Source organism: Salipiger sp. CCB-MM3, from assembly GCF_001687105.1.
Classification (GTDB): domain Bacteria; phylum Pseudomonadota; class Alphaproteobacteria; order Rhodobacterales; family Rhodobacteraceae; genus Salipiger.
This window is the reverse complement of sequence record NZ_CP014598.1, coordinates 201155-225796: the sequence shown is the minus strand read 5'-3', so window position 1 is coordinate 225796 and position 24642 is coordinate 201155. Positions and strand designations below refer to the sequence as shown.

General features: G+C 66.5%; 25 protein-coding genes. 15 read left to right on the top strand and 10 right to left on the bottom strand.

What is annotated here, in order from left to right; translation table 11 throughout:
* Nucleotides 1–49 precede the first annotated feature (49 nt).
* From AYJ57_RS22875 to AYJ57_RS22855, 5 genes are read right to left on the bottom strand one after another with little or no spacing between them, the layout of a single operon-like run.
* Nucleotides 50–550, bottom strand: a complete 501-nt coding sequence (locus AYJ57_RS22875) for a DUF6505 family protein (RefSeq protein ID WP_066111413.1) — start codon at nt 548–550, stop codon at nt 50–52.
* Between the two features lie 10 nt (nt 551–560).
* Nucleotides 561–1271, bottom strand: a complete 711-nt coding sequence (locus AYJ57_RS22870) for a biotin/lipoate--protein ligase family protein (RefSeq protein WP_066111411.1) — start codon at nt 1269–1271, stop codon at nt 561–563.
* Nucleotides 1268–2332 (bottom strand): iron-sulfur cluster carrier protein ApbC, encoded by a 1065-nt coding sequence (apbC, locus tag AYJ57_RS22865; protein ID WP_066111409.1) that lies wholly within the window; start codon nt 2330–2332, stop codon nt 1268–1270. Before apbC ends, AYJ57_RS22870 begins: the two co-directional genes overlap by 4 nt.
* A gap of 3 nt (nt 2333–2335) precedes the next feature.
* Nucleotides 2336–2527, bottom strand: a complete 192-nt coding sequence (locus tag AYJ57_RS22860) for a DUF6494 family protein (RefSeq protein ID WP_066111407.1) — start codon at nt 2525–2527, stop codon at nt 2336–2338.
* Between the two features lie 23 nt (nt 2528–2550).
* Entirely contained in the window at nt 2551–4494 is a 1944-nt protein-coding gene (locus AYJ57_RS22855; protein WP_066111405.1) for a 4Fe-4S binding protein, read from the bottom strand.
* A gap of 372 nt (nt 4495–4866) precedes the next feature.
* Here AYJ57_RS22855 and AYJ57_RS22850 point away from each other — a divergent pair, with 372 nt between their 5' ends.
* The 11 genes from AYJ57_RS22850 to AYJ57_RS22805 all read left to right on the top strand — a co-directional run bounded on the left by AYJ57_RS22850 (nt 4867) and on the right by AYJ57_RS22805 (nt 16104).
* Entirely contained in the window at nt 4867–5400 is a 534-nt protein-coding gene (locus AYJ57_RS22850) for a DUF3305 domain-containing protein (RefSeq protein ID WP_066111508.1), read from the top strand.
* Nucleotides 5397–6071 carry a DUF3306 domain-containing protein gene (locus AYJ57_RS22845; RefSeq protein WP_066111403.1) on the top strand — a complete coding sequence of 225 codons (675 nt, stop codon included), beginning with the start codon at nt 5397–5399 and terminating at the stop codon, nt 6069–6071. The genes AYJ57_RS22850 and AYJ57_RS22845 overlap by 4 nt, the downstream gene beginning before the upstream one ends.
* Before the next feature lie 20 nt (nt 6072–6091).
* Nucleotides 6092–6697 (top strand): TorD/DmsD family molecular chaperone, encoded by a 606-nt coding sequence (locus tag AYJ57_RS22840; protein WP_083191486.1) that lies wholly within the window; start codon nt 6092–6094, stop codon nt 6695–6697.
* Between the two features lie 50 nt (nt 6698–6747).
* Nucleotides 6748–6942: a twin-arginine translocation signal domain-containing protein gene (locus AYJ57_RS22835; RefSeq protein WP_066111398.1), complete on the top strand. Its 195-nt coding sequence runs from the start codon at nt 6748–6750 to the stop codon at nt 6940–6942.
* 122 nt (nt 6943–7064) lie between these two features.
* Nucleotides 7065–10043, top strand: a complete 2979-nt coding sequence (locus AYJ57_RS22830; protein ID WP_066111396.1) for a formate dehydrogenase subunit alpha — start codon at nt 7065–7067, stop codon at nt 10041–10043.
* A 12-nt stretch (nt 10044–10055) separates the two neighbouring features.
* The gene (fdh3B, locus tag AYJ57_RS22825; protein WP_066111394.1) at nt 10056–10649 is read left to right on the top strand and encodes a formate dehydrogenase FDH3 subunit beta; all 594 of its coding nucleotides are present in this window, start codon (nt 10056–10058) and stop codon (nt 10647–10649) included.
* 108 nt (nt 10650–10757) lie between these two features.
* On the top strand, nt 10758–11981 hold the full coding sequence (locus tag AYJ57_RS22820; RefSeq protein WP_066111392.1) for a formate dehydrogenase subunit gamma: 1224 nt from the start codon (nt 10758–10760) through the stop codon (nt 11979–11981).
* 4 nt (nt 11982–11985) lie between these two features.
* Entirely contained in the window at nt 11986–13287 is a 1302-nt protein-coding gene (locus AYJ57_RS22815) for a c-type cytochrome (protein WP_066111390.1), read from the top strand.
* Nucleotides 13288–13293: 6 nt separating this feature from the next.
* Complete coding sequence (locus AYJ57_RS26585; protein ID WP_257784706.1) at nt 13294–13425, top strand: hypothetical protein; 132 nt, start codon at nt 13294–13296, stop codon at nt 13423–13425.
* A 7-nt stretch (nt 13426–13432) separates the two neighbouring features.
* The gene (locus tag AYJ57_RS22810) at nt 13433–14809 is read left to right on the top strand and encodes a sigma-54-dependent transcriptional regulator (RefSeq protein ID WP_066111388.1); all 1377 of its coding nucleotides are present in this window, start codon (nt 13433–13435) and stop codon (nt 14807–14809) included.
* Nucleotides 14810–14838: 29 nt separating this feature from the next.
* Nucleotides 14839–16104 carry a lytic murein transglycosylase gene (locus AYJ57_RS22805; protein WP_083191484.1) on the top strand — a complete coding sequence of 422 codons (1266 nt, stop codon included), beginning with the start codon at nt 14839–14841 and terminating at the stop codon, nt 16102–16104.
* On the opposite strand, the gene AYJ57_RS22800 is transcribed toward AYJ57_RS22805, so the two are convergent.
* The 5 genes from AYJ57_RS22800 to pobA all read right to left on the bottom strand — a co-directional run bounded on the left by AYJ57_RS22800 (nt 16101) and on the right by pobA (nt 20735).
* On the bottom strand, nt 16101–16988 hold the full coding sequence (locus AYJ57_RS22800; RefSeq protein ID WP_066111386.1) for a helix-turn-helix transcriptional regulator: 888 nt from the start codon (nt 16986–16988) through the stop codon (nt 16101–16103). The genes AYJ57_RS22805 and AYJ57_RS22800 overlap by 4 nt on opposite strands.
* Before the next feature lie 47 nt (nt 16989–17035).
* Nucleotides 17036–17857: a substrate-binding domain-containing protein gene (locus AYJ57_RS22795; protein ID WP_066111384.1), complete on the bottom strand. Its 822-nt coding sequence runs from the start codon at nt 17855–17857 to the stop codon at nt 17036–17038.
* Nucleotides 17858–17911: 54 nt separating this feature from the next.
* Entirely contained in the window at nt 17912–18679 is a 768-nt protein-coding gene (locus AYJ57_RS22790; protein WP_066111382.1) for an ATP-binding cassette domain-containing protein, read from the bottom strand.
* An 8-nt stretch (nt 18680–18687) separates the two neighbouring features.
* Complete coding sequence (locus AYJ57_RS22785; RefSeq protein WP_066111380.1) at nt 18688–19395, bottom strand: ABC transporter permease; 708 nt, start codon at nt 19393–19395, stop codon at nt 18688–18690.
* Nucleotides 19396–19565: 170 nt separating this feature from the next.
* Nucleotides 19566–20735, bottom strand: a complete 1170-nt coding sequence (pobA, locus tag AYJ57_RS22780; RefSeq protein ID WP_066111378.1) for a 4-hydroxybenzoate 3-monooxygenase — start codon at nt 20733–20735, stop codon at nt 19566–19568.
* A 90-nt stretch (nt 20736–20825) separates the two neighbouring features.
* Between pobA and AYJ57_RS22775 the strand changes: the two genes are divergently transcribed.
* The 4 genes from AYJ57_RS22775 (at nt 20826) to AYJ57_RS22760 (ending at nt 24619) form a co-directional block, all read left to right on the top strand.
* Entirely contained in the window at nt 20826–21671 is an 846-nt protein-coding gene (locus AYJ57_RS22775) for a helix-turn-helix domain-containing protein (protein ID WP_066111376.1), read from the top strand.
* A 256-nt stretch (nt 21672–21927) separates the two neighbouring features.
* The gene (locus AYJ57_RS22770; protein WP_066111374.1) at nt 21928–22911 is read left to right on the top strand and encodes a type I glyceraldehyde-3-phosphate dehydrogenase; all 984 of its coding nucleotides are present in this window, start codon (nt 21928–21930) and stop codon (nt 22909–22911) included.
* A 97-nt stretch (nt 22912–23008) separates the two neighbouring features.
* Nucleotides 23009–23362 carry a hydroxyisourate hydrolase gene (gene uraH / locus AYJ57_RS22765; RefSeq protein WP_066111372.1) on the top strand — a complete coding sequence of 118 codons (354 nt, stop codon included), beginning with the start codon at nt 23009–23011 and terminating at the stop codon, nt 23360–23362.
* A gap of 168 nt (nt 23363–23530) precedes the next feature.
* A complete protein-coding gene (locus AYJ57_RS22760) occupies nt 23531–24619 on the top strand; it encodes an ABC transporter ATP-binding protein (protein WP_066111370.1) in 1089 nt (362 codons plus the stop codon).
* Nucleotides 24620–24642: the final 23 nt, after the last annotated feature.

Below are 24642 nucleotides of genomic sequence, written 5' to 3'. Positions count from 1 at the left end.
TCAGAGGTCTCATGCTGGCGCCGAGCCTAGCACGGGCGCGCGGGCGCGGTCAGTGCTGATGCGGCTCATGCGGATCGTCGAGCGATCCGTGGATGGCGAATTGCTCCAGTCCCGCATCGCTGGCCTCGATCACCCGGTAGCTCTCGCGCACTCCGGAGTCGGTCAACTCGCGCGCCACGGTGAGCAGCGTGTTGGGCGCGTGGTCGTCGCAGAGCTCGATCATCTGCGCCAGTTCCTCGGCGGCCACGGGGCGCGCGGCCTCGGCCGAAGGCGCGCCGTAGTAGGTGACGAAATGCTCGGCCAGACGGTCGGTCAGCACCTCAAGCTCGCCCGGCTCCAGCGCGGTGACGGCCACGAAGGTCACGCGGCCAAAGGTCTCGAGCCCGAGCCAGCCGTTGGAAAAGGCCTGCCGGGCCTTGCCGGTGAGGTCGCCCTCGGTCCAGTTGGAGAACTCGAACCCGCCCGACAGGCACCATTCGCCGGTGCGCGCAGGGCTGGCGAAGACGCGGCTGTCGCTCTCGTCGAAATGGATGGCGCGGGCGAGTTTCATGCGAAAACCTTCATGGTGCGGGTTCGAGAAGCGTGGTGAGCGGGATCACATGGGTCGTCTCGGCGTCGCGCAGCAGCATGCCGAAATCCTCGTCGACGCCAAGGAAGGTGCCGGAAAGCCCGTTTTGCGTGACCTCCTCGCCCATGTCCTGCGCCAGTGCGCGCCATTCGGAATGCAGCGCGCGGTTGCCCTCGTCTTCCCAGCGGTTGACCCAATTGAGCGTATGCCGTGCCCACGCCTCAAGCAGCGCGGGCGGCTGCACTTCGGCGCAGCCCTCGGCGTAAAGCGAGGTCTGGTCGGGCGTGTCGCCGGGGCGATCGCTGGCGGGGATCAGCGGCAGGGTGAAGCCGATGACCAGCCAGTCGGGCACCTGCGCGGGGTCTTGCGTGGCGGCCATGCAGCGGAAGCGCCCGCAGGAGGCGCCATTGACGCGGATGCCGCCGTGCCAATCCAGATGCACCGCAACCTCGGGCGGGGCCATCACGCCAAGCGCGTTCTGGAACCCCACACCGCAGAGCGGCAGCATCGCCATGGCCTGCGCCAGCGGCACCTCGGGGGCGAAGACCAGCGCCCCCTGCAGCGCGTCCGCGCCGAGCCGATAGGCGACCAGCCCGGCATCGCAGCCCAGAAGGGCGCGTTGGCAGGCATGGTCGAAGGCATCGGTGGTGACCTCCTCGCCCCACAGCAGGGGCGGGAAGGCCAGATCCTCGGCGGTGCTCATGCCACCCCCTGCGCCACCAGCGCCGCGGCGATGTCGTGGAACGACTTGGCCTGCGCGCTGTCGGGTTGGCTGACCACCACCGGCGCGCCGCCATCCGAGGCAAGGCGGATCTGCAGATCGAGCGGCACCTCGGCAAGCAGCGGCACACCGAGTTTCGCCGCCTCTGCCGCGACACCGCCATGGCCGAAGACATGCTCTTCGTGGCCGCAGTTCGAGCAGATGTGCGTGCTCATGTTCTCGACCATGCCAAGGATTGGCACGTTGAGCTGCTTGAACATGTCGATGCCCTTGCGCGCATCGAGCAGCGCCACGTCCTGCGGCGTGCTGACGACGATGGCGCCGTCGACCTTGGCCTTCTGGCTGAGGGTCATCTGCACGTCGCCGGTGCCCGGCGGCAGGTCCACGAGCAGCACGTCGAGCGCGCCCCATTGCACCTGCATCAGCATCTGCTGCAGCGCGCCCATGAGCATCGGCCCGCGCCAGACCACCGCCTGATCCTCGTTGGTCATCAGGCCGATCGACATCATGGTCACACCGTGATTGCGCAGCGGCAGGATGGTCTTGCCGTCGGGCGAAGCGGGACGGCCCGAGACGCCCAGCATCCGCGGCTGGCTCGGCCCGTAGACATCCGCATCCAGCAGGCCGACGCGGCGGCCCTGCTGCGCCAGCGCGCAGGCGAGGTTCGACGAGACGGTGGATTTGCCCACGCCGCCCTTGCCCGAAGCGATGGCGATGATGTGGTTGATGCCCGGCACCGGCTGCGGACCCTGCGGCTCGGCCTTGCGCATCTTCAGATCCGGCGGCGCCTTCTCGGTATGGCCGGTCATCACGATGGCCACCGCCGAGACACCCTCGGTGGCGCGCAGCGCGCTTTCCGCCTGCTCCTTGATCTTGGTGTAGGCGGTGCTCTGGCTGGGCGGGATTTCCATGACGAAACGCACCGCGCCCGCCTCGTCCACGTTCAGCGCGCGCACGACGCCGCTCGACATGATGTCACCGCCCGCAACCGGATCGGCAATGCTCTTCAGGACGGTCTGAACCGTCTCTCTGCTGGCTGACAAGTCTTACTCCTGTCCCTTGATCTCGCCCGTGACCTCATGGGTCAGGCCAAGCTCTTCAATCGTCACCACGGCCTTCACCGCGTAGCTTTTGCCGGCGGTCGCGTTCTCGCGCATGGCCTCTTCGATGGCCTGCTGCGAGGTGACGCCCACCTGCTTGAGGAACTTGCGCATGGACATGTTGAAATCGTCGCTCATCGGGGTCTCCCTTGGGTCGCGGCTCAATGGTCGCGCCGCTTGCTGAGATAATCGTCGGTCGTCCGCGGCCGCGGGCGTTCCCCGGCGGCGAAAGGGTTGTCCTGCGCATGATACTGCGCATTCACCCGGCAGTCGTCACACATCTGGATCATCCGCAGCTTGTCCCCGCTGAACATGGCATGGGACTGAAGCTTTTCGGTGATCCGGTCAATGGTCGACTTCACGCCGAAGAGCGAGCCGCACTCGATGCAGGCAAAGGGCTCTTCCTCGTTGATCACCCGCTGTTCCAGCGCCTCGTCGCCCAGTTGCAGGCGCGGCTCGAGGGTGATCGCATCCTCGGGGCAGATGTTGGCGCAGAGGCCGCACTGCAGGCAGGCGTCTTCCTGAAAGCGCAGCTGCGGCAGGTCGGGATTGTCGCCAAGCGCGCCCGAGGGGCAGAGCGAGACGCAAGACAGGCACAGCGTGCAGGCGTCCTGATCGACCAGCACCGCGCCATAGGGCGCGCCTTCGGGCAGCGGCAGGGTCTCGGCGCCGGGATGCAGGGCGCGGGCGGCCTGCCGGGTGATCTGGCGGCGGGTGCCCATGGGGCGCACCGGCGTGGCGACGGGCGCGGGCGCCTGCTCGGCATAGAGCGCTTCGGACATGGCGTCGGGGTCGGGCGTTTGCAGCAGCGTGACCTTGCCGCCGCCGCTGATCGCATCGGAAAGCGCCACCTGCGCCGACTGCGCGGGGATATCGGCACCCGGCCCCGGCAGCACGGTCACCGAGGCGAAACCGGCGGCCAGCGCGGCCACCGTCTCGGCATGGCCGAAGGCGCCGATGGCGCGAATTTCCATCGGGATCACGTCGGCGGGCAGGCCATCGCCGTGGCGTGCCGACAGGCGGATCATCTCGGCGCCATGCGCATCGTGCACCAGCAGGCGCGGCGCATGGCCGCCCGCCTCGAGATAGGTCTTCGCCAGCGTCTGCACCCGGCGGAAGGTGAGGTCCACCGGTGGCGCGTCGTAGCTGATCGCACCCGACGGACAGGCCGAGGAACAGGCGCCGCAGCCGGCGCAGATCATTGGGTCGATCGTCACATGCTCGCCATCGGGCGAGATCGCGCCGGTGGGGCAGAGGTCGAGGCAGTTGGTACAGCCGGTCTGACCCGCCCGCGAATGGGCGCAGAGCAGCGGCTCGGTGCGCACGTAGAGCGGCTTTTCGAAAGTGCCGACCAGATGCGAGGCGGCCATGACCGCCACCGCCACCGCCTGCGGGCGGCCCGGATCGGCGCGCAGATAGCCCTCGCGCTTTTCATGCGCCGGAAACAGCGGCGGCTCGCGGCGCAGGTCGAGGATCACGTCGCATTCCGAAATGCCGCCGTCGCGCGGCTCGGTCAGCGTGAAGGCACGGCCCTCGGGCTCGATCTGGCGCAGCGCGTCGATGGTCACGCGGAACTGCCCCAGCGCGCCCTGCGCCTTGCGCAGCTTGCCGGTCACGACGTCATAGGCGCGGGTGTCGGGAAGCTCGTCGGCCTCGTCCAGCAGCACGGTCACACCAAGATGCGGCGCCAGTTGTTCGGCGGCCTCAATCGCCACATCAAAAGACCCCAAGATGAGGCACAATCCCTCAGAGATTACATCAAGGGTCTTCTCGGGGGCGGCAGGCAGCATGGCCTCGGCGGCGAGGGCGGACATTTTGGCCACTTTGGAGCCTTGGTCTGCGCTCCACCCGGCGCGGTCGCGCAGATCCAAAAGCGGCGCAGGCTCGACCCCCAGTTCCTCGGCCAGTGCCTCGAAGGTGCGGCTCTCCTGCGTGCAGCACAGGACAACATTCCCCTGCGTCAATCCCTTTGCGGCGCGGTCCGCCTGGGTGGTGCAGAGCGCTTTGCAGGGCGCGGTGACCTCGAATCCCGTCGCCTTGGAGAGGGCCTCGGCATCGATGGACTGACTGCCCATACAATCACATGTTATCAAGGTCTTGGTCATAGTTTCCTTCCTGGCAGACGGCGCATCTTTAGGGCTTTCGTCGCTCGGTGAGACCGCTAGCTAGACCCGATTCGCCTGTGCCCACAACTCAATTCCTCGGGCGGAAAGCCGCCGATCCCGCAGCGCGCCCTAGGCTGGGGGCCAGGGTGATTCGCATGCTGCGCCGCGGCACTTTTCCAGAGCAAAAAACTCGGGATGGACATTTCGTCCCTGCCTCATTTTTGCCCATTGCCCGACTACCCAAAATGTCCAGTCGAGGCCGCAGAATACCGCGGTGCACCAATTGGCCCTTTCACCATGAGGTCTACATGTTTCAATGAGCGCGGGAGGAAGGATATCACTGTGACCGGTCATCCGAGCAACGATCAATTCATGTCCATCGGCGTGGTTCTGCGCCGCACCCCCGGCGTCACCCGCTGGGCGAAATGGGCTTGGCGCGCCGTCGCGGTGCTGCCGGGCGCGGGCCCGGCGGACTGGCGAGAGCTGCGCCGTGAGGGGGATGTGGTCGAATATCACGCCGGAACGCTGGCGCTGGAACTCTACCGCGCCGAGACCGAAGCCTATCTGCACGGCATCACCGCCCGCGAGCCGAGCGTCTATGTGATCATGCGCCCCACGCTGGGCGAGCACCCGTTCGAAATCGTGCTGGTCACCGCCTCGCCCTACGAGGCGCAGGACTATTCCGACAGCGGCGAGGACATCGTTGAAAAGGTGCCCATGCCCGCCGGGCTGCTCGCTTGGGTCGGCGATTTCGTCGAGCGTTATCATGAAGAAGAAGAGTTCGTGAAACGTCGCAGGGATCGTGCAAAGGTGGACGGCAAACAGGACGGCATCGGCGATCCGCGCATCTCGACCAGCGCGGATGTCTACGCCTCGCCCGCCCTGAAGCGAGGGAGGCTGCAGTGAAAGATTTCTGGTCCCGCCGCAAGGCCGCCGTCGAGGCCGAGACCCGCGCCGAGGAAAAGGCGCAGGATGATGCCCGCCGCGCGGAAACCGAGGCACAGCTTGCCGAGCGCAGCGACGAGGAGCTCTTGGCCGAGGCCGGCCTGCCGCTGCCCGAAGAGATCACCGATGGCGAGATGGTGCGCAAGTTCCTGCAATCGCAGCTGCCCAAGCGCCTGAAGAACCGCGCGCTGCGCACGCTGTGGCGCTCGAACCCGGTGCTGGCCTGCCTCGACGGGCTGAACGACTACGATGGCGACTTCACCGCCGTGACGCCCGCTGCCGACTTCAAGACCACCTATCAGGTGGGCAAGGGGCTGCTGGCGCACCTCGAATACGTTGGCCAGAAGGACGACGATGAGGCCGCTCCTGCCGAGGCCGCGGAAGACCCGCAGTCTGTGGCCGACGCAGGTTTGGCTGATGCGGGCCTGACTGATGAGGGCCCCACCGATGCCGGAACCGCCTCGATCCGCGCGCCCGAAACGCTCGGACCGACGGTAGAGGCGCAACCGGTGATCCCGCCGCTACAGCCCGCCGAGCCGCAGGCGGTGCAGACCGCCCAGATTGACCCCGAGCCCGAGGAAAGCCCCCTGCCCGCCAACGCGCGGCGCATGCGCTTTTCCTTCGAGGCCTGATGATGACGGACACCCCTAAAATGACCGCTGCCCCCGACATCCGCATCGCCGAAGAAGACCGTCTTCGCGCCGATCTTTACAACTTCCTTGGCCTGATCCTTGCGCGGCCTGCCGATCAGGGGTTGATCGACCAGACCGCCGGGCTGACCGGAGACGAGAGCCCGATCGGCGAGGCGGTGACCACGCTGGCCAAGGTCGCGCGCCTGTCGAAACCGAAAGCGGTGGAGAGCGAGTACAACCGCCTCTTCATCGGGCTCGGGCGCGGCGAATTGCTGCCCTATGCGTCCTACTATCTGACGGGCTTTCTGAACGAGAAGCCGCTGGCGCTGCTGCGGCAGGACATGACCGCACGCGGCCTCGCGCGCGCCGAGAATGTCTTTGAGCCCGAGGACAATATCGCAAGCCTGATGGAAATGATGGGCGCGATGATCGTCGGTCGCTTCGGCACGCCGGCGACGCTGGGCCAGCAGAAGAGCTTTTTCAACAAGCACATCGGCCCCTGGGCCGGGCATTTCTTTTCGGATCTCGAAGGTGCCAAGAACTCCGTTTTCTACGCCCCTGTTGGCCGTCTTGGCCGGGCGTTCATGGAGCTTGAGGCAGAAGCCTTCCGGATGAGCGCGGAGTGATCCGCATAGGGGCGGGCAACCGCCGCAACCCAGAGAGAGGAGGTCTCTCAATGAAGAGGAAAGACGAGCAGGCGAGCAGCCGCCGCGATTTCCTGAAGCTGGCTTCGACCGCCGCGCCGCTTGCGGCCGTCGCCGTGGCCACCACCAACGGGACCGAGGCCGAGGCCGCCGAGCCCGATCTGCAGTCGAACAAGCTGCAGGATACCGCGCACACCCGCGCCTATTACGCCGCCGCCCGGTTCTGACCGGACGAGGCTTTCCCCGCCAAGGACGACTGGTTGCGTGACGCCCGACTGTCCAAGGCTCTGAGCATAACCAAGCAAGCGAGGCACCATGGGGGGCCGAGCACGCAAGGGGAGAGAGAAACATGTTGAGGAAAAAGACCAACGGGGTTGCGCGACGCCCCCAGCGGACAAGTATCCTTTCCGAGGCGGCCAATGCCTCGGTTGATCGCCGCGCCTTCCTGCGCGGCTCGGGTCTGGCCATCGGCGGTCTGGCGGCGGTTGCCGCGACCGGCGGCACCGTGACCCAAGCCACCGCCGCCACGGCGGCCGCGGGCGACGTGAAGACCGTCAAATCGGTCTGCACCCACTGCTCGGTCGGCTGTACGGTGATGGCAGAGGTGCAGGGCGGCGTCTGGATCGGGCAAGAGCCCGGCTGGGACAGCCCCTTCAACCTCGGCTCGCATTGCGCCAAAGGCGCCTCGGTGCGCGAGCACGCGCACGGCGAGCGGCGCCTGAAGTACCCGATGAAGAAGGTGGGCGGCGAATGGCAGCGCATCTCGTGGGAGCAGGCGATCAACGAGATCGGCGACCAGATGATGGACATCCGCGACAGCTCGGGTCCTGACTCGGTCTACTGGCTCGGCTCGGCCAAGCACAGCAACGAACAGGCCTATCTGTTCCGCAAGTTCGCCGCCTATTGGGGCACCAACAACGTCGATCACCAGGCACGTATCTGCCACTCGACGACGGTTGCCGGCGTTGCGAACACATGGGGCTACGGCGCCATGACCAACTCGTACAACGACATCCACAAGTCGCGTGCGATCTTCATCATCGGCGGCAACCCCGCCGAGGCGCACCCGGTTTCGCTGCAGCACGTGCTGAAGGCGAAAGAGCAGAACAACGCGCCGCTGATCGTCTGCGACCCGCGCTTCACCCGCACCGCCGCCCATGCGGACGAATACGTCCGCTTCCGTCCGGGGTCGGACGTGGCGCTGGTCTGGGGCCTGCTGTGGCACATCTTCGAGAACGGCTGGGAAGACAAAGACTTCATCCGCAGCCGCGTCTGGGGCATGGATGAGATCCGCACCGAGGTCGCCAATTGGACGCCCGACGAGGTCGAGCGTGTGACCGGCGTGCCGGGCAGCCAGCTCGAGCGCGTGGCGCGGACGCTGGCCAACAACCGTCCGGGCACCGTGATCTGGTGCATGGGTGGCACGCAGCACACCAACGGCAACAACAACACCCGTGCCTACTGCATCCTGCAGCTGGCGCTCGGGAACATGGGCACCGCCGGCGGCGGCACCAACATCTTCCGCGGCCACGACAACGTGCAGGGCGCAACCGACCTTGGCGTTCTGGCCGACACGCTGCCGGGCTACTACGGCCTGACCGCGGGCAGTTGGGCACACTGGGCGCGCGTCTGGGAAGAGGATCTGGACTGGCTGAAAGGCCGCTTTGCCACCATGCAGGGCAAGGACGGCAAGGATAAGGCCATGATGAACCTGACCGGCATCCCCGTCAGCCGCTGGATCGACGGTGTGCTCGAGGCGAAGGAAAACCTCGAACAGCCCGACAACACCCGCGCCATGGTGTTCTGGGGCCACGCTCCGAACTCGCAGACCCGCCTCAAGGAAATGAAGACGGCGATGGAGAAGCTCGACCTGCTGGTCGTGGTGGACCCCTATCCCACCGTCTCGGCGATCCTGCACGACCGGACCGACAACACCTATCTGCTGCCGGCCGCGACGCAGTTCGAGACCTACGGCTCGGTCACCGCGTCGAACCGCTCGATCCAGTGGCGTGACAAGGTTGTGGATCCGCTCTTCGAGAGCCTTCCGGATCACATCATCCTGCACAAATTCGCCAGCAAGTTCGGCTTTGCGGACCGCATGTTCCGCAACATCCAAGTGAACGGTGAAGAGCCGCTGATCGAGGATCTGACGCGCGAGTTCAACAAGGGTATGTGGACCGTGGGCTATACCGGCCAGTCGCCGGAACGTCTCAAGATGCACATGGCCAACCAGCACACCTTCGACCGCACCACGCTGCGCGCGCTGGGTGGTCCGGCTGACGGCGACTATTACGGCATGCCGTGGCCGTGCTGGGGCACGCCAGAGATGAACCACCCGGGCTCTGCCAACCTCTACGACATCTCGATGCCGGTGGCCGAGGGCGGTCTGCCCTTCCGTGCCCGCTACGGCGTGGAGCGCAACGGCGAGAACCTTCTTGCCGAGGGCTCTTACACTGTCGGTTCCGAGATCGAGGATGGCTATCCCGAGTTCACCATGCAGATGCTGATCGATCTCGGCTGGGACAGCGATCTGACGCCCTACGAGCGGAAGATGATCGAATTCGTCGCAGGCTACATCGACGAGCGCCCCGAGACGGACACGGACCTTGGCGAGCAATCGCAGACCGGGCCCTACCCGTCGGACGCAGCCGAGAAGATCGGCGGCGTGAACTGGAAGACCGACCTTTCGGGCGGCATCCAGCGCGTGGCGATCAAACATGGCTGCGCGCCCTACGGCAACGCCAAGGCACGCTGCGTGGTCTGGACCTTCCCGGATCCGGTCCCGGTGCACCGCGAGCCGCTCTACACCAACCGGCGCGATCTGGTGGAAGACTACCCGACCTACGACGACAAGACTTTCTGGCGGGTGCCGACCATGTACGCCTCGATCCAGAAGAACGACTTCTCGAAGGACTATCCGATCATCCTCACCTCCGGCCGTCTGGTCGAATACGAGGGTGGCGGCGACGAGACCCGGTCCAACCCGTGGCTCGCCGAGCTTCAGCAGAACATGTTCGTCGAGATCAACCCGCGCGACGCCAACAACCTTGGTGTGCGTGACGGGGCGGACGTCTGGGTCGAAGGCCCGGAGGGCGGCAAGGTCAAAGTGATGGCCATGGTCACCCCGCGGGTGGGCGAAGGCGTTGCCTTCATGCCCTTCCACTTCGGCGGCTATTTCGAGGGTGAAGACCTGCGCTCGAAGTATCCCGACGGGGCGGACCCGATCGTGCTGGGCGAGTCGACCAACACCGCGCAGACCTATGGCTATGACTCCGTCACACAGATGCAGGAGACCAAAGCCACTCTCTGCAAGATCATGCCGGCGTAAGGAGAGCGATACATGGCACGAGCTAAATTCCTCTGCGATGCCGAACGCTGCATCGAGTGTAACGCCTGCGTCACCGCGTGTAAGAACGAACACGAGGTGCCGTGGGGCATCAACCGCCGACGGGTGGTGACCATTCAGGACGGCCAGCCGGGCGAACGCTCGATCTCGGTCGCCTGTATGCACTGCTCGGACGCGCCCTGTATGGCCGTCTGCCCGGTGGACTGCTTCTACCAGACCGAAGAAGGTGTGGTGCTGCACTCCAAGGACCTGTGCATCGGCTGCGGCTACTGCTTCTACGCGTGCCCCTTCGGCGCGCCGCAGTACCCGCAGGCGGGCAACTTCGGGTCGCGCGGCAAGATGGACAAGTGCACCTTCTGCAACGGCGGCCCGGAAGAGAACAATTCCGCAGCCGAGTTCCAGAAGTACGGGCGCAACCGGATCGCCGAGGGCAAACTGCCCATCTGCGCCGAGATGTGCTCGACCAAGGCCCTGCTGGCCGGTGACGGCGACGAAGTGTCGTCGATCTACCGCGAGCGCGTGGTGGCCCGTGGCTTCGGCTCGGGCGCCTGGGGCTGGGGCACCGCCTACGACGAAAAGGCCAACTGAGCCATCCCGGCAGGCCCGCGGGCCTGCCGCCACTTCAAGTCCCGCGCGGGGCGGCGATGGCCGCCGTTCCGCGCGGTTCTGGCGTGAACCTACATCCGGGAGATGACCATGCTGCGCCAATTGCTGGCCCTTTTCGCACTGGTCCTGATGGTCGCCGCCCCGTTGGGCGCCGCGGCTCAGGACGCTGTTTTGCTGCCACCCGAGCCCGACCGTTCCGCCACAGGCGGGGCGCAGACGCTCGAGGACATCATGCGCCGGCAAGCGGGCATCGAGATCGATGACAGCTTCCGCCGCGACAACATCGGCGGCGACGCCAACAACGTGCCGGGCATGGGTCCGCTCGGCGGCGCCTCGGACCCCGATCTGTGGCGCGCCCTGCGCTACAATGAGGCCGACGTGCGCGCCTCGACCCTCAATCCCAACGGCAAGGTGCTGATCCAAGACGGCGGCATGTGGTGGCTCGACTTCCGGGAAGGCCCGCTGCGGACCTATGGCGGCTGGCTGCTGCTCGGCACAATCGCCATCCTTGCGGTGTTCTTCCTGCTGCGTGGCCGGGTGAAGATCGACGGCGGCAAGACCGGCAAGACCGTGCAGCGTTTCAAGTGGATCGAACGCTTTGCGCATTGGACGCTGGCGGGCTCGTTCCTGCTGCTGGGGTTCACCGGGCTGTTCACCCTTTTCGGGCGCAAGTATCTGATCCCGCTCATGGGGCATGATTTCAACTCGGTGCTGCTGCATTACTCCAAGCTGATCCACAACAACGTCAGCTGGGCCTTCATGCTGGCGCTGATCATGGTTTTCGTCATGTGGATCTGGCACAACCTGCCCGACCGCACCGACATCACCTGGTTCGCGCAGGCCGGTGGCATCATCGGCAACAAGCACCCGCCCGCCAAGAAGTTCAACGCCGGTCAGAAGATCATCTTCTGGAGCGTCATCCTGCTCGGCGCCTCGGTGTCGGTCTCGGGCCTGTCGCTGCTCTTCCCCTTCGATCTGCCGCTCTTTGACAAGACCTTCGCGATCCTCAACGACTGGGGCGTTCCGGGATGGATCGGCATGGAGAGCTTCCCGGTGGCCCTCGCCCCGCAGGAAGAGATGCAGTTCGCGCAGCTTTGGCACGCCATCGTCGCCTTCCTGCTGATGGCGGTCATTATCGGCCACATCTACATCGGCACGATCGGCATGGAAGGCGCCTATGACGCCATGGGCTCCGGTCAGGTCGATGAGAACTGGGCGCATCAACACCACTCGATCTGGTACGACAAGGTGAAGGAACGCGAAGCCGCCGAGGCCCGCAAAGCCGCCGGCAATTCGGCCACTCCGGCGGAGTGAGCCCATGGGCCGGCTGGCCTTCGCCTTTGTGCTGACGCTCTGTGCCGCCCCGCTGGCGGCGCAGGGCGAAAGCGTTCCCGAGTTCAGCACCTTAAAGGGTCACGGTGGGCCGATCATGGCGATTGCCGTCTCTCCCGAGGGGCAATTGGCAACCGGCAGTTTCGACAATTCCGTCGGGCTCTGGGAGGACGGCGTTCCGAGCTGGCTCGAAGGGCATGAGGCGGCGGTGACAGCGCTGACCTATGGCCCCGGCGGCACACTGGTCTCGGGCGGCGATGATTTCGCCGTGCGGGTCTGGGGCGAGACGCCGCGTGTGCTGGGCCATCATCAGGGCAAGGTCGCGGCGCTTGCGGTCTCGCCCGATGGGCAAACGCTCGCCAGCGGCAGCTGGGACGGCACGATCCGCCTCTGGCCTCTGACCGGCGGCGAGGGCAGCGCCCTGCCCGCGCCGGGCGCCGGGGTCAACGCGCTTGCCTTTGGCCCGGACGGAACGCTCTACGCCGGAACCATGAGCGGCGCGCTGCTACGCTACGCCCAGGAGGGCGGCGCCCCTGTGCCGATGGTGCAGCACGGCTTTGGCATCAACCGTATCACCCTCGGCCCCGACTGGATCGCCTATGGCGCGGTGGATGGCGGCACGCGTGTGCTGGACCTCGAGACCGGCGCGCAGATCGCCGATCTCACGCTCGAGCGGCGGCCCATCCTGTCGATGGCCCACCACCCCGCCACGCATCAGTTGGCGGTGGGCGACGGCGAAGGCTTCATCATGATCGTCGACACGCAGAGCTGGCAGATCACCCGCGACTTCCGCGCCACCCGTCAAGGGCCGGTCTGGGCGCTGGCCTTCTCGACCGATGGCACGGTGATCCACGCTGGCGGGCTCGACGATGTTGCCTATGCGTGGCCGGTCGAGATGCTTGATGCATTCGAGCCCGGCATCTCCGGCGCGCGCAGCTTCCTGCGCGATGCCGAGACCATGCCCAATGGCGAGCGGCAGTTCATGCGCAAATGTTCGATCTGCCACGCCACAACCCCCGGCCCCTCGCGCAAGGCAGGGCCGACGCTGCACGGTGTCTTTGGCCGACCCGCGGGCACGGTGCCGGGCTACATCTACTCCGACACGCTGAACGGCGCGGGCATCATCTGGGACGAGACCACGATCGACGCGCTGTTCGATCAGGGGCCGGATCACTACATTCCCGGCTCCAAAATGCCCATGCAGGTGATCGCGGGCAGCGATGACCGCGCCGACCTGATAGACTATCTCAAACGGGCCACCACAGAGCAGCCCACCAAAGGAAAGTGACCACTTATGAAAGCCATGTTCACCGGCTTTGCCGCCATCATCGTTATCGGCATCGTGGCCTATTTCGGCCTGCACGAGATCGGCTTCTCTTCGGCTGAGGTCTATTCCACCTCCAACGCCCGGCTCGACGACCACTGAGCCGCGCATGACGCCGAAGGACGCCTCCGCCGACGACTACGGCCCGACGCTGGCCGGTGCCTCGATCCTCGTGGTCGATGACGAGCCGGGCATGCGCAATTTTCTGGTCAAGATGCTGGGGCCGCGCGTGCAGCGGGTGGAAGAGGCGGCCTCGGCGCAGGAGGCGACGCAAAAGCTCGACGCGGCGCATTTCGATCTGGTGATCCTCGACAACGTCATGCCCAAGACGACCGGGCTCGACTGGCTGGCAGAGCAGCAGCGCAAGGGCTTTTTCGGGGACACCATCCTGATCACCGCCTATGCCGATCTTGATACGGCGATCACCGCGCTGCGCGCCGGGGTCAGCGATTTTGTCCTGAAGCCGTTTCGCGCCAATCAAATCCTTGGCGCCGTGGCGCGCACGCTCGACCGCAAGTACCTGCGCCGCGACAACACGCTGCTGCGACGTGAACTGCGCACCGGCCATTTCCAAGGCAAGCTGATCGGCAAATCCGAGGTGATGGTCGCGGTGCGGGCGCTGCTTGCCAAGCTGGCTCCGCTGCCCACCCCGGTGCTCTTCACCGGCGCAAGTGGCACCGGCAAGGAACTGGCCGCGCGGCATCTGCACCAGCTTTCGGATCGCGCCGAGAAACCCTTTGTGCCGGTCAACTGCGCCGCCATCGCCCCCGACCGCATGGTGCAGGAGCTCTTTGGCAGCCTCGAAGGCGGCGAGCGGTTGAAGCCGGGGCTGCTGCTGCTGGCGGATGGCGGCACGCTCTTCCTCGATGAGGTGGCGCAGATGCCCGAGCCGCTTCAGGCGGCACTTTTGCGCGTGCTCGAGGATCAGCGGATCCGCCCCGCCGGGGCCGAGCGGGAACTGCCGCTGAACCTGCGCTTTCTCTTCGCCACCAATGCCGATCTGCCGCAGATGGTGGCGCAGGGCAAATTCCGCGCCGACCTCTATCACCGGATCAACGTGCTGACGGTGGAGATGCCGCCGCTCTCGGATCGGTCGGATGACATCCTCGAACTGGCGGCGCTCTTCACCAAGCAGTTCAGTCAGGCGCTGGGGATGCCCGGCCTCACCCTCGACGAGCAAACGCTGCTCAAGCTGCGGCGCTACGACTGGCCGGGCAACGTGCGCGAGCTGCGCAACCTCGTGGAACGCTCGGTGATCCTTGGCGGCTTTCCCGAGGAATTCGCGGGCGCGGGCAGCGTCACCGGCGCGCAGGCGATCGAGGATCTCGACCTCGTGGTGCAGCGCCACATCCTGCATATGCTCGACCTCTGCGACGGCAACCGGGCCGAGGCGGCGCGCCGCTTGGGCGTGTCGCGCAAGACCATCGACCGCAAGATGGCGCAATGGGGCGAAGAGAGCGTTTCACCGCCGCCGCCCCTGCGCTAGGCTCGGGGAAAACCCGGCGGAGCAGACCCATGCGCAAAACAGTCAAATCCCGAAGCTTCGGGCCCCTCTGGGCGGGCGCCCTGTGCTGTCTTTTGCTGGCAGCCTCCCCCGCCGCAGCGCTCGACCGGGCGGCGGTGGAGCGGCAGTTTCGCGGCTGGCTGGAGCAGACGGTTTGGCCGCAGGCGGCGCGCAAGGGCGTGTCGCGCGGCACCTTTGAGGCGGCCTTTGCGGGGGTTGCGCTCAACTGGGATTTGCCCGATCTGGTGCCCCCGGGAACCCAGCCGCAGACCCCCAAACAGCAGCGGCAGGCCGAGTTCGGCCAGCCTGCGAAATACTTCAGCCGCGGCTCTATCGACGGTGCCACCAGCGTCGGGCGGCAGATGGCAAAGCGCCACGCTTCGGCCCTTGCCGCGACCGAGAGGGCAACCGGCGTGCCCGGGCGCATCATCCTCGGCATCTGGGGGCGCGAAAGCGGCTATGGCCGCGTCTCGATCCCGCATAGCGCCTTTGAAGTGCTGGGCACCAAGGGCTTCATGTCCACGCGTGCCGAGTATTTCACCGATGAGCTGATCGCCGCGCTGCAAATCGCCGAGGCCGGGCATGCGCCTGCCGGGGAGATGAAAAGCTCTTGGGCCGGGGCGCTCGGGCAGCCGCAGTTCATGCCGTCGAATTTCCTGAAATATGCCGCCGACGGCAATGGCGACGGCCATGCCGACATCTGGCGTTCGGAGGCGGACACCATCGCCTCGATCGGCACCTATCTTGCCAAACACGGCTGGCAGAGCGGGCGGGATTGGGGCTTTGAGGTGCGCGTGCCTGCCGCGGTGTCCTGCACGCTCGAAGGCCCGGATCAGGGCAAGCGCATCTCGGACTGGGAGAAGCTGGGCATCACCCGCGTCTCGGGCCGCCCCTTCCCCGAGCATGAACGGCGCGGCGTGGGATTTCTGCTGATGCCCGCCGGGCGGCATGGCCCCGCCTTCATCGTCACGCCCAATTTCTACGTGCTGAAGGACTACAATATGAGCGACCTTTACGCGCTCTTCGTCGGGCACGTGGGGGACCGCATCCAATATGGCGTCGGTGATTTCAGCGCCTCATGGGGCTCGGTCGGCGGGCTCTACCGCTCGGATGTGGCCGCCATGCAGCGCGCGCTGGAGCGGATGGGCCAAGACGTGGGCGGCGCCGACGGGCTTCCGGGGTTCAAGACGCGGCGCTCGATCGGGCGCTGGCAAGAGGCGCAGGGCCGCCCCGCCACGTGCTTCCCCGAGGCCGCGATGAAATCGGCGCTGCGCTAGGCGTTCCAGACCACCTCGCCGAAGCGCGACAGATCATAGCCACCAAGGTTTTCGGCGCGGCTGCGGAAGGGCCCCGAGCGGCAGAAATCCAGAAGGCTCTGCAGCGCCGGTTCGAAATAGGCGCGGCGGTCGATCAGCAGGTCGAAGCGCTCCTCGATGAGCGGCACGAAGCGCAGCCCGTAGCTGCGCGCCACCGACTCGAGCCCGAAGGTCACATCCGCCTCGCCGCGCCGCACGCTCTGTACCGCCTCATCCTCGGTGCGCTCGGTGGGGGTGAACGTGAGGCTGCCCAGATCGACCCCCGCCTCCTGCGCCAGTTCGCGCAGCAGCACGGCGGTGCCCGAGCCCTCCTGCCGGGGCGCGACGCGCAGCCCGGGCAGACCGGCCAGCCCCTGCGGTGCCGGGCCGTCTTCGCGCAGCACCAGCCCGCGGCGGCGCGCGGCAAAAGCGATCAGCACCACATCCTGCCCCTCTGCAGCAGCACGGGCAGCGGCGAGGTTCCAACTGCCATCAGGCGCGCGCACATGCAGACCGCTGGCCACACCCTCGCGCGCGGCAAAGCGGGTCAGCCCGTCCTGCGAGCCGTCAAAGAACGTCGCAAGCCCGCAGCGGGACTGGCGGATCGCCCAATCAAGCAAGGGATCGTGGCTGCCCAGAAAGACACCGGGCCGCGCCGCCTGCGGCATCATGAACCCACCGCTCTGCGCGCCTTCGATCCAGGCGCGGATCTCGGCGGCGGGGAACAGCAGCTTTCCGGTGGCGCGCGAACAGGGCACCTCGCCCGAGGCGGCAAGATCGTAGACCTTGCGCTCTTTCAGGCGCAGCAGATCGGCCAGTTCGCGGACGGTGAGATATTCGTGAGGCGGGATCTGCAGGTCGGTCATCTGGGTCTGTCTTGGTGGGGGCGGCAGCACGCCGCCCCCGGACCCTATCAGTTCTTCGGCGCGTTGGGGAAGAACAGCTGCTGACCGTCGACTTTATAGTCGGCGATCACCTTCTGACCTTCGTCCGAGATCAGCCAGTCCGCGAAGTCCTGCGCCGCGTCGATTTTCACCGAGGGGCATTTTTCCGGGTTCACCGGGATCACGCCGTACTGGTTGAAGAGATTCTCGTCGCCTTCGACCTCAACCGCGTAATCCTGCTTGTTCTGGAAGCTGATCCAAGTGGCGCGGTCGGTCATCACATAGGCGCCCATGCCGATGCCTGCGTTCAGCGTCGCGCCCATGCCAGAGCCGGTCTCGCGATACCACTCGCCCGAGGCTTCGGTGGGGTCGATGCCCGCGGCCTTCCACAGCGCGACCTCTTTCTTATGGGTGCCGCTGTCATCGCCGCGCGAGGCAAAGAGCGCGCCCGCCTCGGAGATCTTGGTCAGCGCCGCCTCGACATCGTCCATGCCGTTCACGCCCGCCGGGTCGCTCTCGGGGCCGACTATGACAAAGTCGTTGTACATGAGATCCGTGCGCTCGGTGCCAAAGCCCGCCGCGACGAATTTCTCTTCCGACGGTTTGGCGTGCACCAGCAACAGGTCGCCATCGCAATTCTCGGCGTTCTTGATCGCCTGTCCGGTGCCCACGGCCACGACGTTGACGGTGATGCCGCTCTCGCCGGTGTAGATCGGCAGCAGGTAGTCATAGAGCCCCGAGTTGGCGGTCGAGGTGGTGGACTGCACGATGATCGACTGCTCCTGCGCAAGCGCGCCGCCGGCGAGGCCGAGGGTGAGCGCGGTGGAGGCGATCAGTTTGGCAAATTTCATCTGTGGCTTCCTTTTGCCTTGGTCATCAAAAAACTGGTGAAGGTCCGGCGGCGGTCAGAGAACGATCCGCCCGGCCAGATAATCCCGCGCCACTTGGCTTTGCGGCTCGGGAAAGAACTCGGCGGCGCGGCTGTGCTCGGCAACCCGCCCGCGGTGCAGGAAAACGACATCATCGGCCATGCGGCGCGCCTGCCCGATGTCATGGGTGACAAAGATGATGCGGGTGCCGTGGGCACGCGCCTCGGACACGATGCGCTCGATCACCAGCACCGAGGCAGGATCGAGGCTGGCGGTGGGCTCATCAAGGAACAGCACCTCGGGATCGGTGGCCAGCGCGCGCGCCAGCGCCAGCCGCTGCGCCTCGCCGCCCGAGAGCAGCCGTGCGGGCTGGCGCGCCTTGTGCAGCAGCCCTACGCCCTCAAGCAGCCGGTCCCGGCGGCGGCGGTCGCCGCCCCGCGCCTTGAGGACGAAATCCATATTGGCGGCGACCGAGCGGCGCAGCAGAACCGGCTTTTGGAACACCAGCGCCTGCCGCCCCGTGGCCTCGGCCGCGGGCGTTCCGTTCCAGCTGATCTCGCCGGTGCTGGGGGCCAGAAGACCATGCAGCGCCTTGAGCATCAGGCTTTTGCCCGCCCCATTCGGCCCCATGATCACCGTGCAGCCCCCCGGCGCAAGCGACAGCTCGACGCCATCCAGAAGCGGCGCCCCGTCCACCTCGAGCCGCAGACCTTGCACGCGCAGCGGCAAAAGCGGCGCGGGATGGCCAACGCTGCCTCTGGCGCGGGACAAGGGCGGCACGGCGGTGATCTGCAGGTCAGACATTGATCCCCTCACGCATAGGCCTGCCGCGCGGCGGTCATCCGTAGCGTCTGCACCCCGGCGTTCACCCCCAATGCCAGCACCAGCAGGATGATCCCCAGCGCCAGCGCGAGCGGCAGATCGCCCTTCGAGGTTTCCAGCGCGATGGCAGTGGTCATCACCCGGGTCAGATGGTCGATATTGCCTCCGACGATGATCACCGCCCCGACCTCGGCGACGGCGCGACCAAAGCCCGCGAGCCCAACGGTCAGCAATGCGTAGCGCCCGTCCCAGAGCAGCGTGGTGATGCTCTGCCAGCGGCTGAGGCAGAGCGAGCGGAACTGCTCGGCGTATTCGCTGTGCAGATCCTCCAGTTGCTGCCGAGAGAGGGCGGCGACGATGGGCACGATGAGGATGGTCTGCGCCGCGATCATCGCGCCGGGCGTATAGAGCAGCCCCAGAAACCCCAGCGGGCCGGAGCGGGAGAGGTAGAGATACACCAGCAGGCCAACGACCACCGGCGGCAGCCCCATCAGCGCATTCATCACCACCAGCACCGCGCCACGCCCACGGAACCGGCTCACCGCCACCAGCGCCCCGATGGGCAGCCCGATGGCGCAGGCCAGCAGTGTCGCGCTGAGACTGACCTGCAGCGACAGACCGACGATCTCATAGAGATCGGCCTCGCCGGACAGCACCAGCGAGAGCGCCAGACGGAAGGCCTCCCCGATATCTTGCAAAATTTACTCTCCCTGCGGAAATTTTGCGTCATAGTGACTATGCACCCTCTCGCGCAGGACGCAAGCTCAGTCAATAGTTTGAATGAAATAAGGCCCGCTCCGAAGAGCGTGCCTTGATTGCAGAGGGACTGCAAAATTTCCCGAGAGCCCGGAACGCCCGGAAAGCTGCCCTAGAACGGCAGCCCCACGTAGTTCTCTGCAAGGTCCTTGCGGGCGGTCTCTGAGTCCGACAGGTGCAGCAGTGTGGCCCGGCGCATCTCTTCGGCAAAGCTGTCCTCGCCCTCGAAACGGTGCAGCATTGTGGTCATCTGCCAGCTGAAGCGCATCGCCTTCCAGATACGCGTCAGCGCGCGCTCGGAATAGCCGTCGATGCCGCTCTCCTTGCCCTGCTTCACCGCCTCGATCAGCGCTTCGTGCAGGTAGTAGACATCAGACACCGCAAGGTTCAGCCCCTTCGCGCCGGTCGGCGGCACGATATGCGCGGCATCGCCCACAAGGAACAGCCGCCCCCAGCGCAGCGGCTCGGAGACAAAGCTGCGCAGCGGTGCGATGGATTTCTCGATCGACGGGCCGGTGATCAGCTTGGCCGCCGCCTCGGACGGGATGCGGCGCTTGAACTCGGTCCAGAAACGCTCGTCCGACCAGTCCTCGACCTTGTCCGACAGCGGCACCTGCACGTAGTAGCGCACGAGGTTCTCGTTGCGCATCGAGGCCAGCGCAAAGCCATGCGGCGAGTTGGCGTAGATCAGTTCGTCATGCACCGGCGGGGTGCGCGAGAGGATCCCAAGCCAGCCGAAGGGATAGACCCGCTCGAACTCGCGGCGTTTTGCCTCGGGGATGGTCTTACGGCTGACACCGTGGAAGCCGTCGCAGCCCGCCACATAGGCGCAGGCAACACGGTGGCGCTGACCGTCCAGCGTATATTCCACCGCCGCTTCGGAGGCCTCGAGGTCGTGGATCGTGACATCCTCGACCCCGTGGATCACCTGCGTGCCCATGGTGTCCTGCGCATCGTAAAGATCATGGGTCACCTCGGTCTGGCCGTAGATCATGACCTGCTTGCCGGTGAGCGCCTTGAAGTCGATGTGCACCATCAGTTCGGCGTCGGTGAGATAGGTGCCGTCGTGCGGGATGCCCTCGGCATCCATGCGCGCGCCCACGCCCGCCTCGCGCAGCAGTTCCACCGTGCCCCATTCAAGAATACCCGCCCGGATGCGCGACAGCACATGCTCGCGGCTCGAACGTTCCAGCACCACGGTCGCGACTCCGGCGCGGTTCAGAAGCTGCGACAGCAGCAGGCCCGACGGCCCGCCGCCGATGATCACGACGTCGGTTTTCATGCATATTCCTCCCATCTTTCGCCGCCACCCTAGGCCCGGAGGGGGCTCGCGCGAATAGACGGTCCGCGCAAAGGCTGGTACTATTCGTGCATGACCCTGCGTGCGCAAATTCCTCAGTTCGACCTTTTCGGAGAGACCGGCGGCTTCCCCGACACCGTGCATTGCGAGCGGATATGGGACCGGGCGCGGCTGCACGACTGGGTGATTTCACCGCACAGGCATGCTGAGATCACGCAGGTTTTCTTTATGCGCAAGGGCCACGCCGAGGTGCAGATCGACGGGCAGACGCAGCGCCTCGATGACGGGCAGTTCCTGCTCATCCCGGTACGGATCGTGCATGGTTTCGAATTTACCCGCCTGAGCGAAGGGCTGGTTTTATCCTTCCCGGCGCCGGTGCTGGCGGCGATGCGCCCGACCTCGCCCGCGCTTTCAGCGCAACTGTCGCGGCCGGTGATCGGCGAGGCCTCGGCGCGGTTCGAACGTCTGGCGGGCGACCTGCTTGCGGCATTCTCCGAGCCCGGCCCGTTCCGTGCCAACCTTCTGGTGGCGCTGGCCCATGCGATCCTTGCCGAGATCGGCACGCTTGCCCCGCCCGAGGAGGAAAGCGCGACCGGCAGCGCAAAGATGCAGGCGCTGGACCGGCTGATCGCGCAGCATATGGCGACGGGCTGGCGGGCGGGCGACTATGCCTCCGCGCTGTCGATCACGCCAGGCCATCTCACCCGCCTGTGCCACGCCGCCACCGGCCTCAGCGCCTCGCGCTACATCGAGGGCAAGGTAATGACCGAAGCGAGCCGGATGCTCGCCTTCACCCAGATCCCCGTGGCCGAGATTGGTTACCGTCTGGGGTTCTCTGATCCGGCCTATTTCTCGCGCCGCTTCCGCGCCCTGCGCGGCCAGAGCCCCAGCGACTACCGCGCGCGCTTTGTGGGGTAAGAAGGGCGAGCGCTGGCCCGTGGGGTGGCGCAACAGCCTCCGGAATTTGCGCTTTATCCCGACCAAATCCGGGCAACTTCTGAGCAGCGCGCGGCGATCTGCAAGCGCCAGCCCGCCGGGACGGGCCAGCGCTCGCCCGGCGGCTTCGCCTTGAGTCCGGGCGGACCTGCGCTGCACCCCAGCATCCCCTCCCCCGCTTGACCCCGGGGCGCAAAGGCGTATCGCTTGCGCCGTTCAAGTTCCGTGGAGGCACCCGATGACCCGCATCATGATCAACGGCTTTGGCCGCATTGGCCGCACCCTGCTGCGCCAGTTGCTCACCGATCCGGCTCATGCCGACCTCGACCTTGTGGCGATCAACGACATCGCCGCGCCCGAGATGTGCGCCTATCTCTTCCGCTACGACAGCGTCTTCGGCCCCTACCCCGGCACCGTCACCGAAGAGCCCGGCGCGCTGGTCATCGACGGCAGGCGCATCCCCTTTCACACCACCCGCGATCTGCGCGAGCTCGACCTGAGCCATGTGGATGTGGTGCTCGAATGCACCGGCGCCGCCTCGAACCGCCCCCATGCCGAGGCCGGGCTGATGGCAGGCGCGCGCAAGGTGCTGCTGTCGGGCCCTTCGGAGGCGGCGGATGTCACCTGCGTGCTTGGCGCGAACGAGGATGAGATCGGCGACGCAAGGATCGTCTCCAACGCGTCATGCACCACCAATGCCATCGCGCCGATGCTGAAGGCGCTCGACGCAAGCTTCGGCATCGCCCGCGCGCATGTAACCACCATCCATTGCTATACCGGCAGCCAGCCGACGGTGGACGCGCCCGGTGCCAGCTTTGAGCGCAGCCGCGCCGCCGCCGTCTCCATGGTGCCCACCAGCACCAGCGCCGCAAAACAGGTGATCAAAGTGCTGCCCGGCCTCGACGGGCGGCTGAGCGTGACGGCAGTGCGGGTGCCCTGCATCTCGGTCTCGGCGGTGGATGCGGTGCTGCAACTGCGCGACATGCCCGCCGACGCCAATGCCGCGCTGTCGCAGCTTTTCACCGGCTCGCCCCTCGTCGGGCTGACTGCCGATCCCTGCGTGTCCACCGACCTGCGGGCGCGCCCGGAATCGCTTGTGCTGTCGACGCGCGAGACCCGTGTGGTCGACGGCGGCCAGCTGCGGCTCTTCGGCTGGTACGACAACGAATGGGGCTTCTCGGCGCGGATGCTCGACATGACCCGGCGTCTCGCGCGTGCCTGATCTTCAAATCCGGTTTGAAACACTCTTGGCGGCGCAGGACTTTACCCCCCGCCCGCTTGTGCCACTATGGCCCGCGATCACCTGACGGAGAGCCCTGATGACCGGATACCTGACCACCCATGTCCTCGACACCGCGCGCGGCTGCCCCGCGCAGGGGCTGAAGATCGAGCTCTACCGGATCGAGGGCGAGACCCGCAGCCATCTCAAGACGCTGGTCACCAATGACGACGGGCGCACCGACGAACAGATCCTGCCCGCCGCCGAGTTTGCCACCGGCACTTATGAGCTGGTGTTCCACGCGGGCGCCTATCTCGACGCCTGCGGCACGCCCCTAGAGGAGCCGCGGTTTCTGGATGTGGTGCCGCTGCGCTTTGGCATGTCGGAGGCGGCGCATTACCACGTGCCGCTGCTGCTCTCACCCTTCGGCTATTCCACCTACCGCGGCAGCTGAGCGCCTACATTTGATCTGACCCGAACGGCGCCCCTCGCGGGCGCCGTTTTTGTTTGCGTGGCAGATTTCACCGATCTGTCATGCACATGTCGCCCCGCTGTCGCAGCCTGACGCCAGAGATCGCCCCGACGCTGCACAGCTGTGCAGCCCGGCACCACGGGGCAGACCATGAGCGACATCCAGATCTCAGGGATAGACAAAAGTTACGGCGCGACACAGGTGCTGCGGCAGGTCTCGCTGAGCATCGAGGCCGGGGAGTTCGTGGCCGTCCTTGGCCCCTCCGGCTGCGGCAAGACCACGCTGCTGCGCTGCCTTGCGGGATTTGAGCGGCTGAACGGTGGCCGCATCGCGGTCGGAGGCGAGACCGTCTCTGCGCCCGGCCACCACCTCGCGCCAGAGCATCGCGGCATCGGCGTGGTGTTCCAGAACTACGCGCTCTGGCCGCATATGAGCGTGGCGCAGAACGTGGCCTACGGGCTGAAGATCGCGGGCATTCCCAAACCCGAGAGGAATTCCCGCGTCGCCAAAGTGCTCGATCTGGTCGAATTGGGGCCGCTTGCGCACCGCCGCCCCGCCGACCTTTCCGGCGGCCAGCGTCAGCGCGTCGCCCTTGCCCGCTGCCTCGCGATGGAGAGCCGGGTGGTGCTGCTCGACGAGCCGCTGGCCAACCTCGACGTCCACCTGCGCGGCGCGCTGGAAGAGGAATTCGCCGCCTTCCACGCCCGCTCCGGGGCCACGATGTTCTACATCACCCACGATCAGGCCGAGGCTCTGGCGCTCGCCGACCGCGTGGCGGTGATGGACAAGGGCCGGATCCTGCAATTCGACCGGCCAGAGGCGCTGTTCAGCCAGCCGGTCTCGGAAACCGTTGCGGGGTTCATCGGAGAGGGCCGCGTGCTCGAGGCCGAAGACATCCGCCCGCTCGGGGCGGGGCGGGCCGCCGCCTCGCTGCTGGGGCTGCCGGTCACGCTGCGCTGCGCCCCCGGCGAGACCTCCCGGCGCCGTGCCAAGGTCTCGTTCCACCCCGGCGATCTGCAGCTGAGCGAAAGCCGCGACGCGATCGCCGGCAATGTCACCCGCGCCACCTACCGCGGTGCCTATCTGCGCGCCGAGGTCATGGCGGGTCCCGCCGGGGATATCCCGCTTTCCGTGAACATCGCCGCTCCTGCCGCGCTGACCCGCGGCCAGCGGATCTCTCTCGCCCTGCGCGACGGCTGGGTCATTCCCGATCCCGCCGCCTCCTCTCACCACGTCTGAACACGCAACCACAGGGACACCGA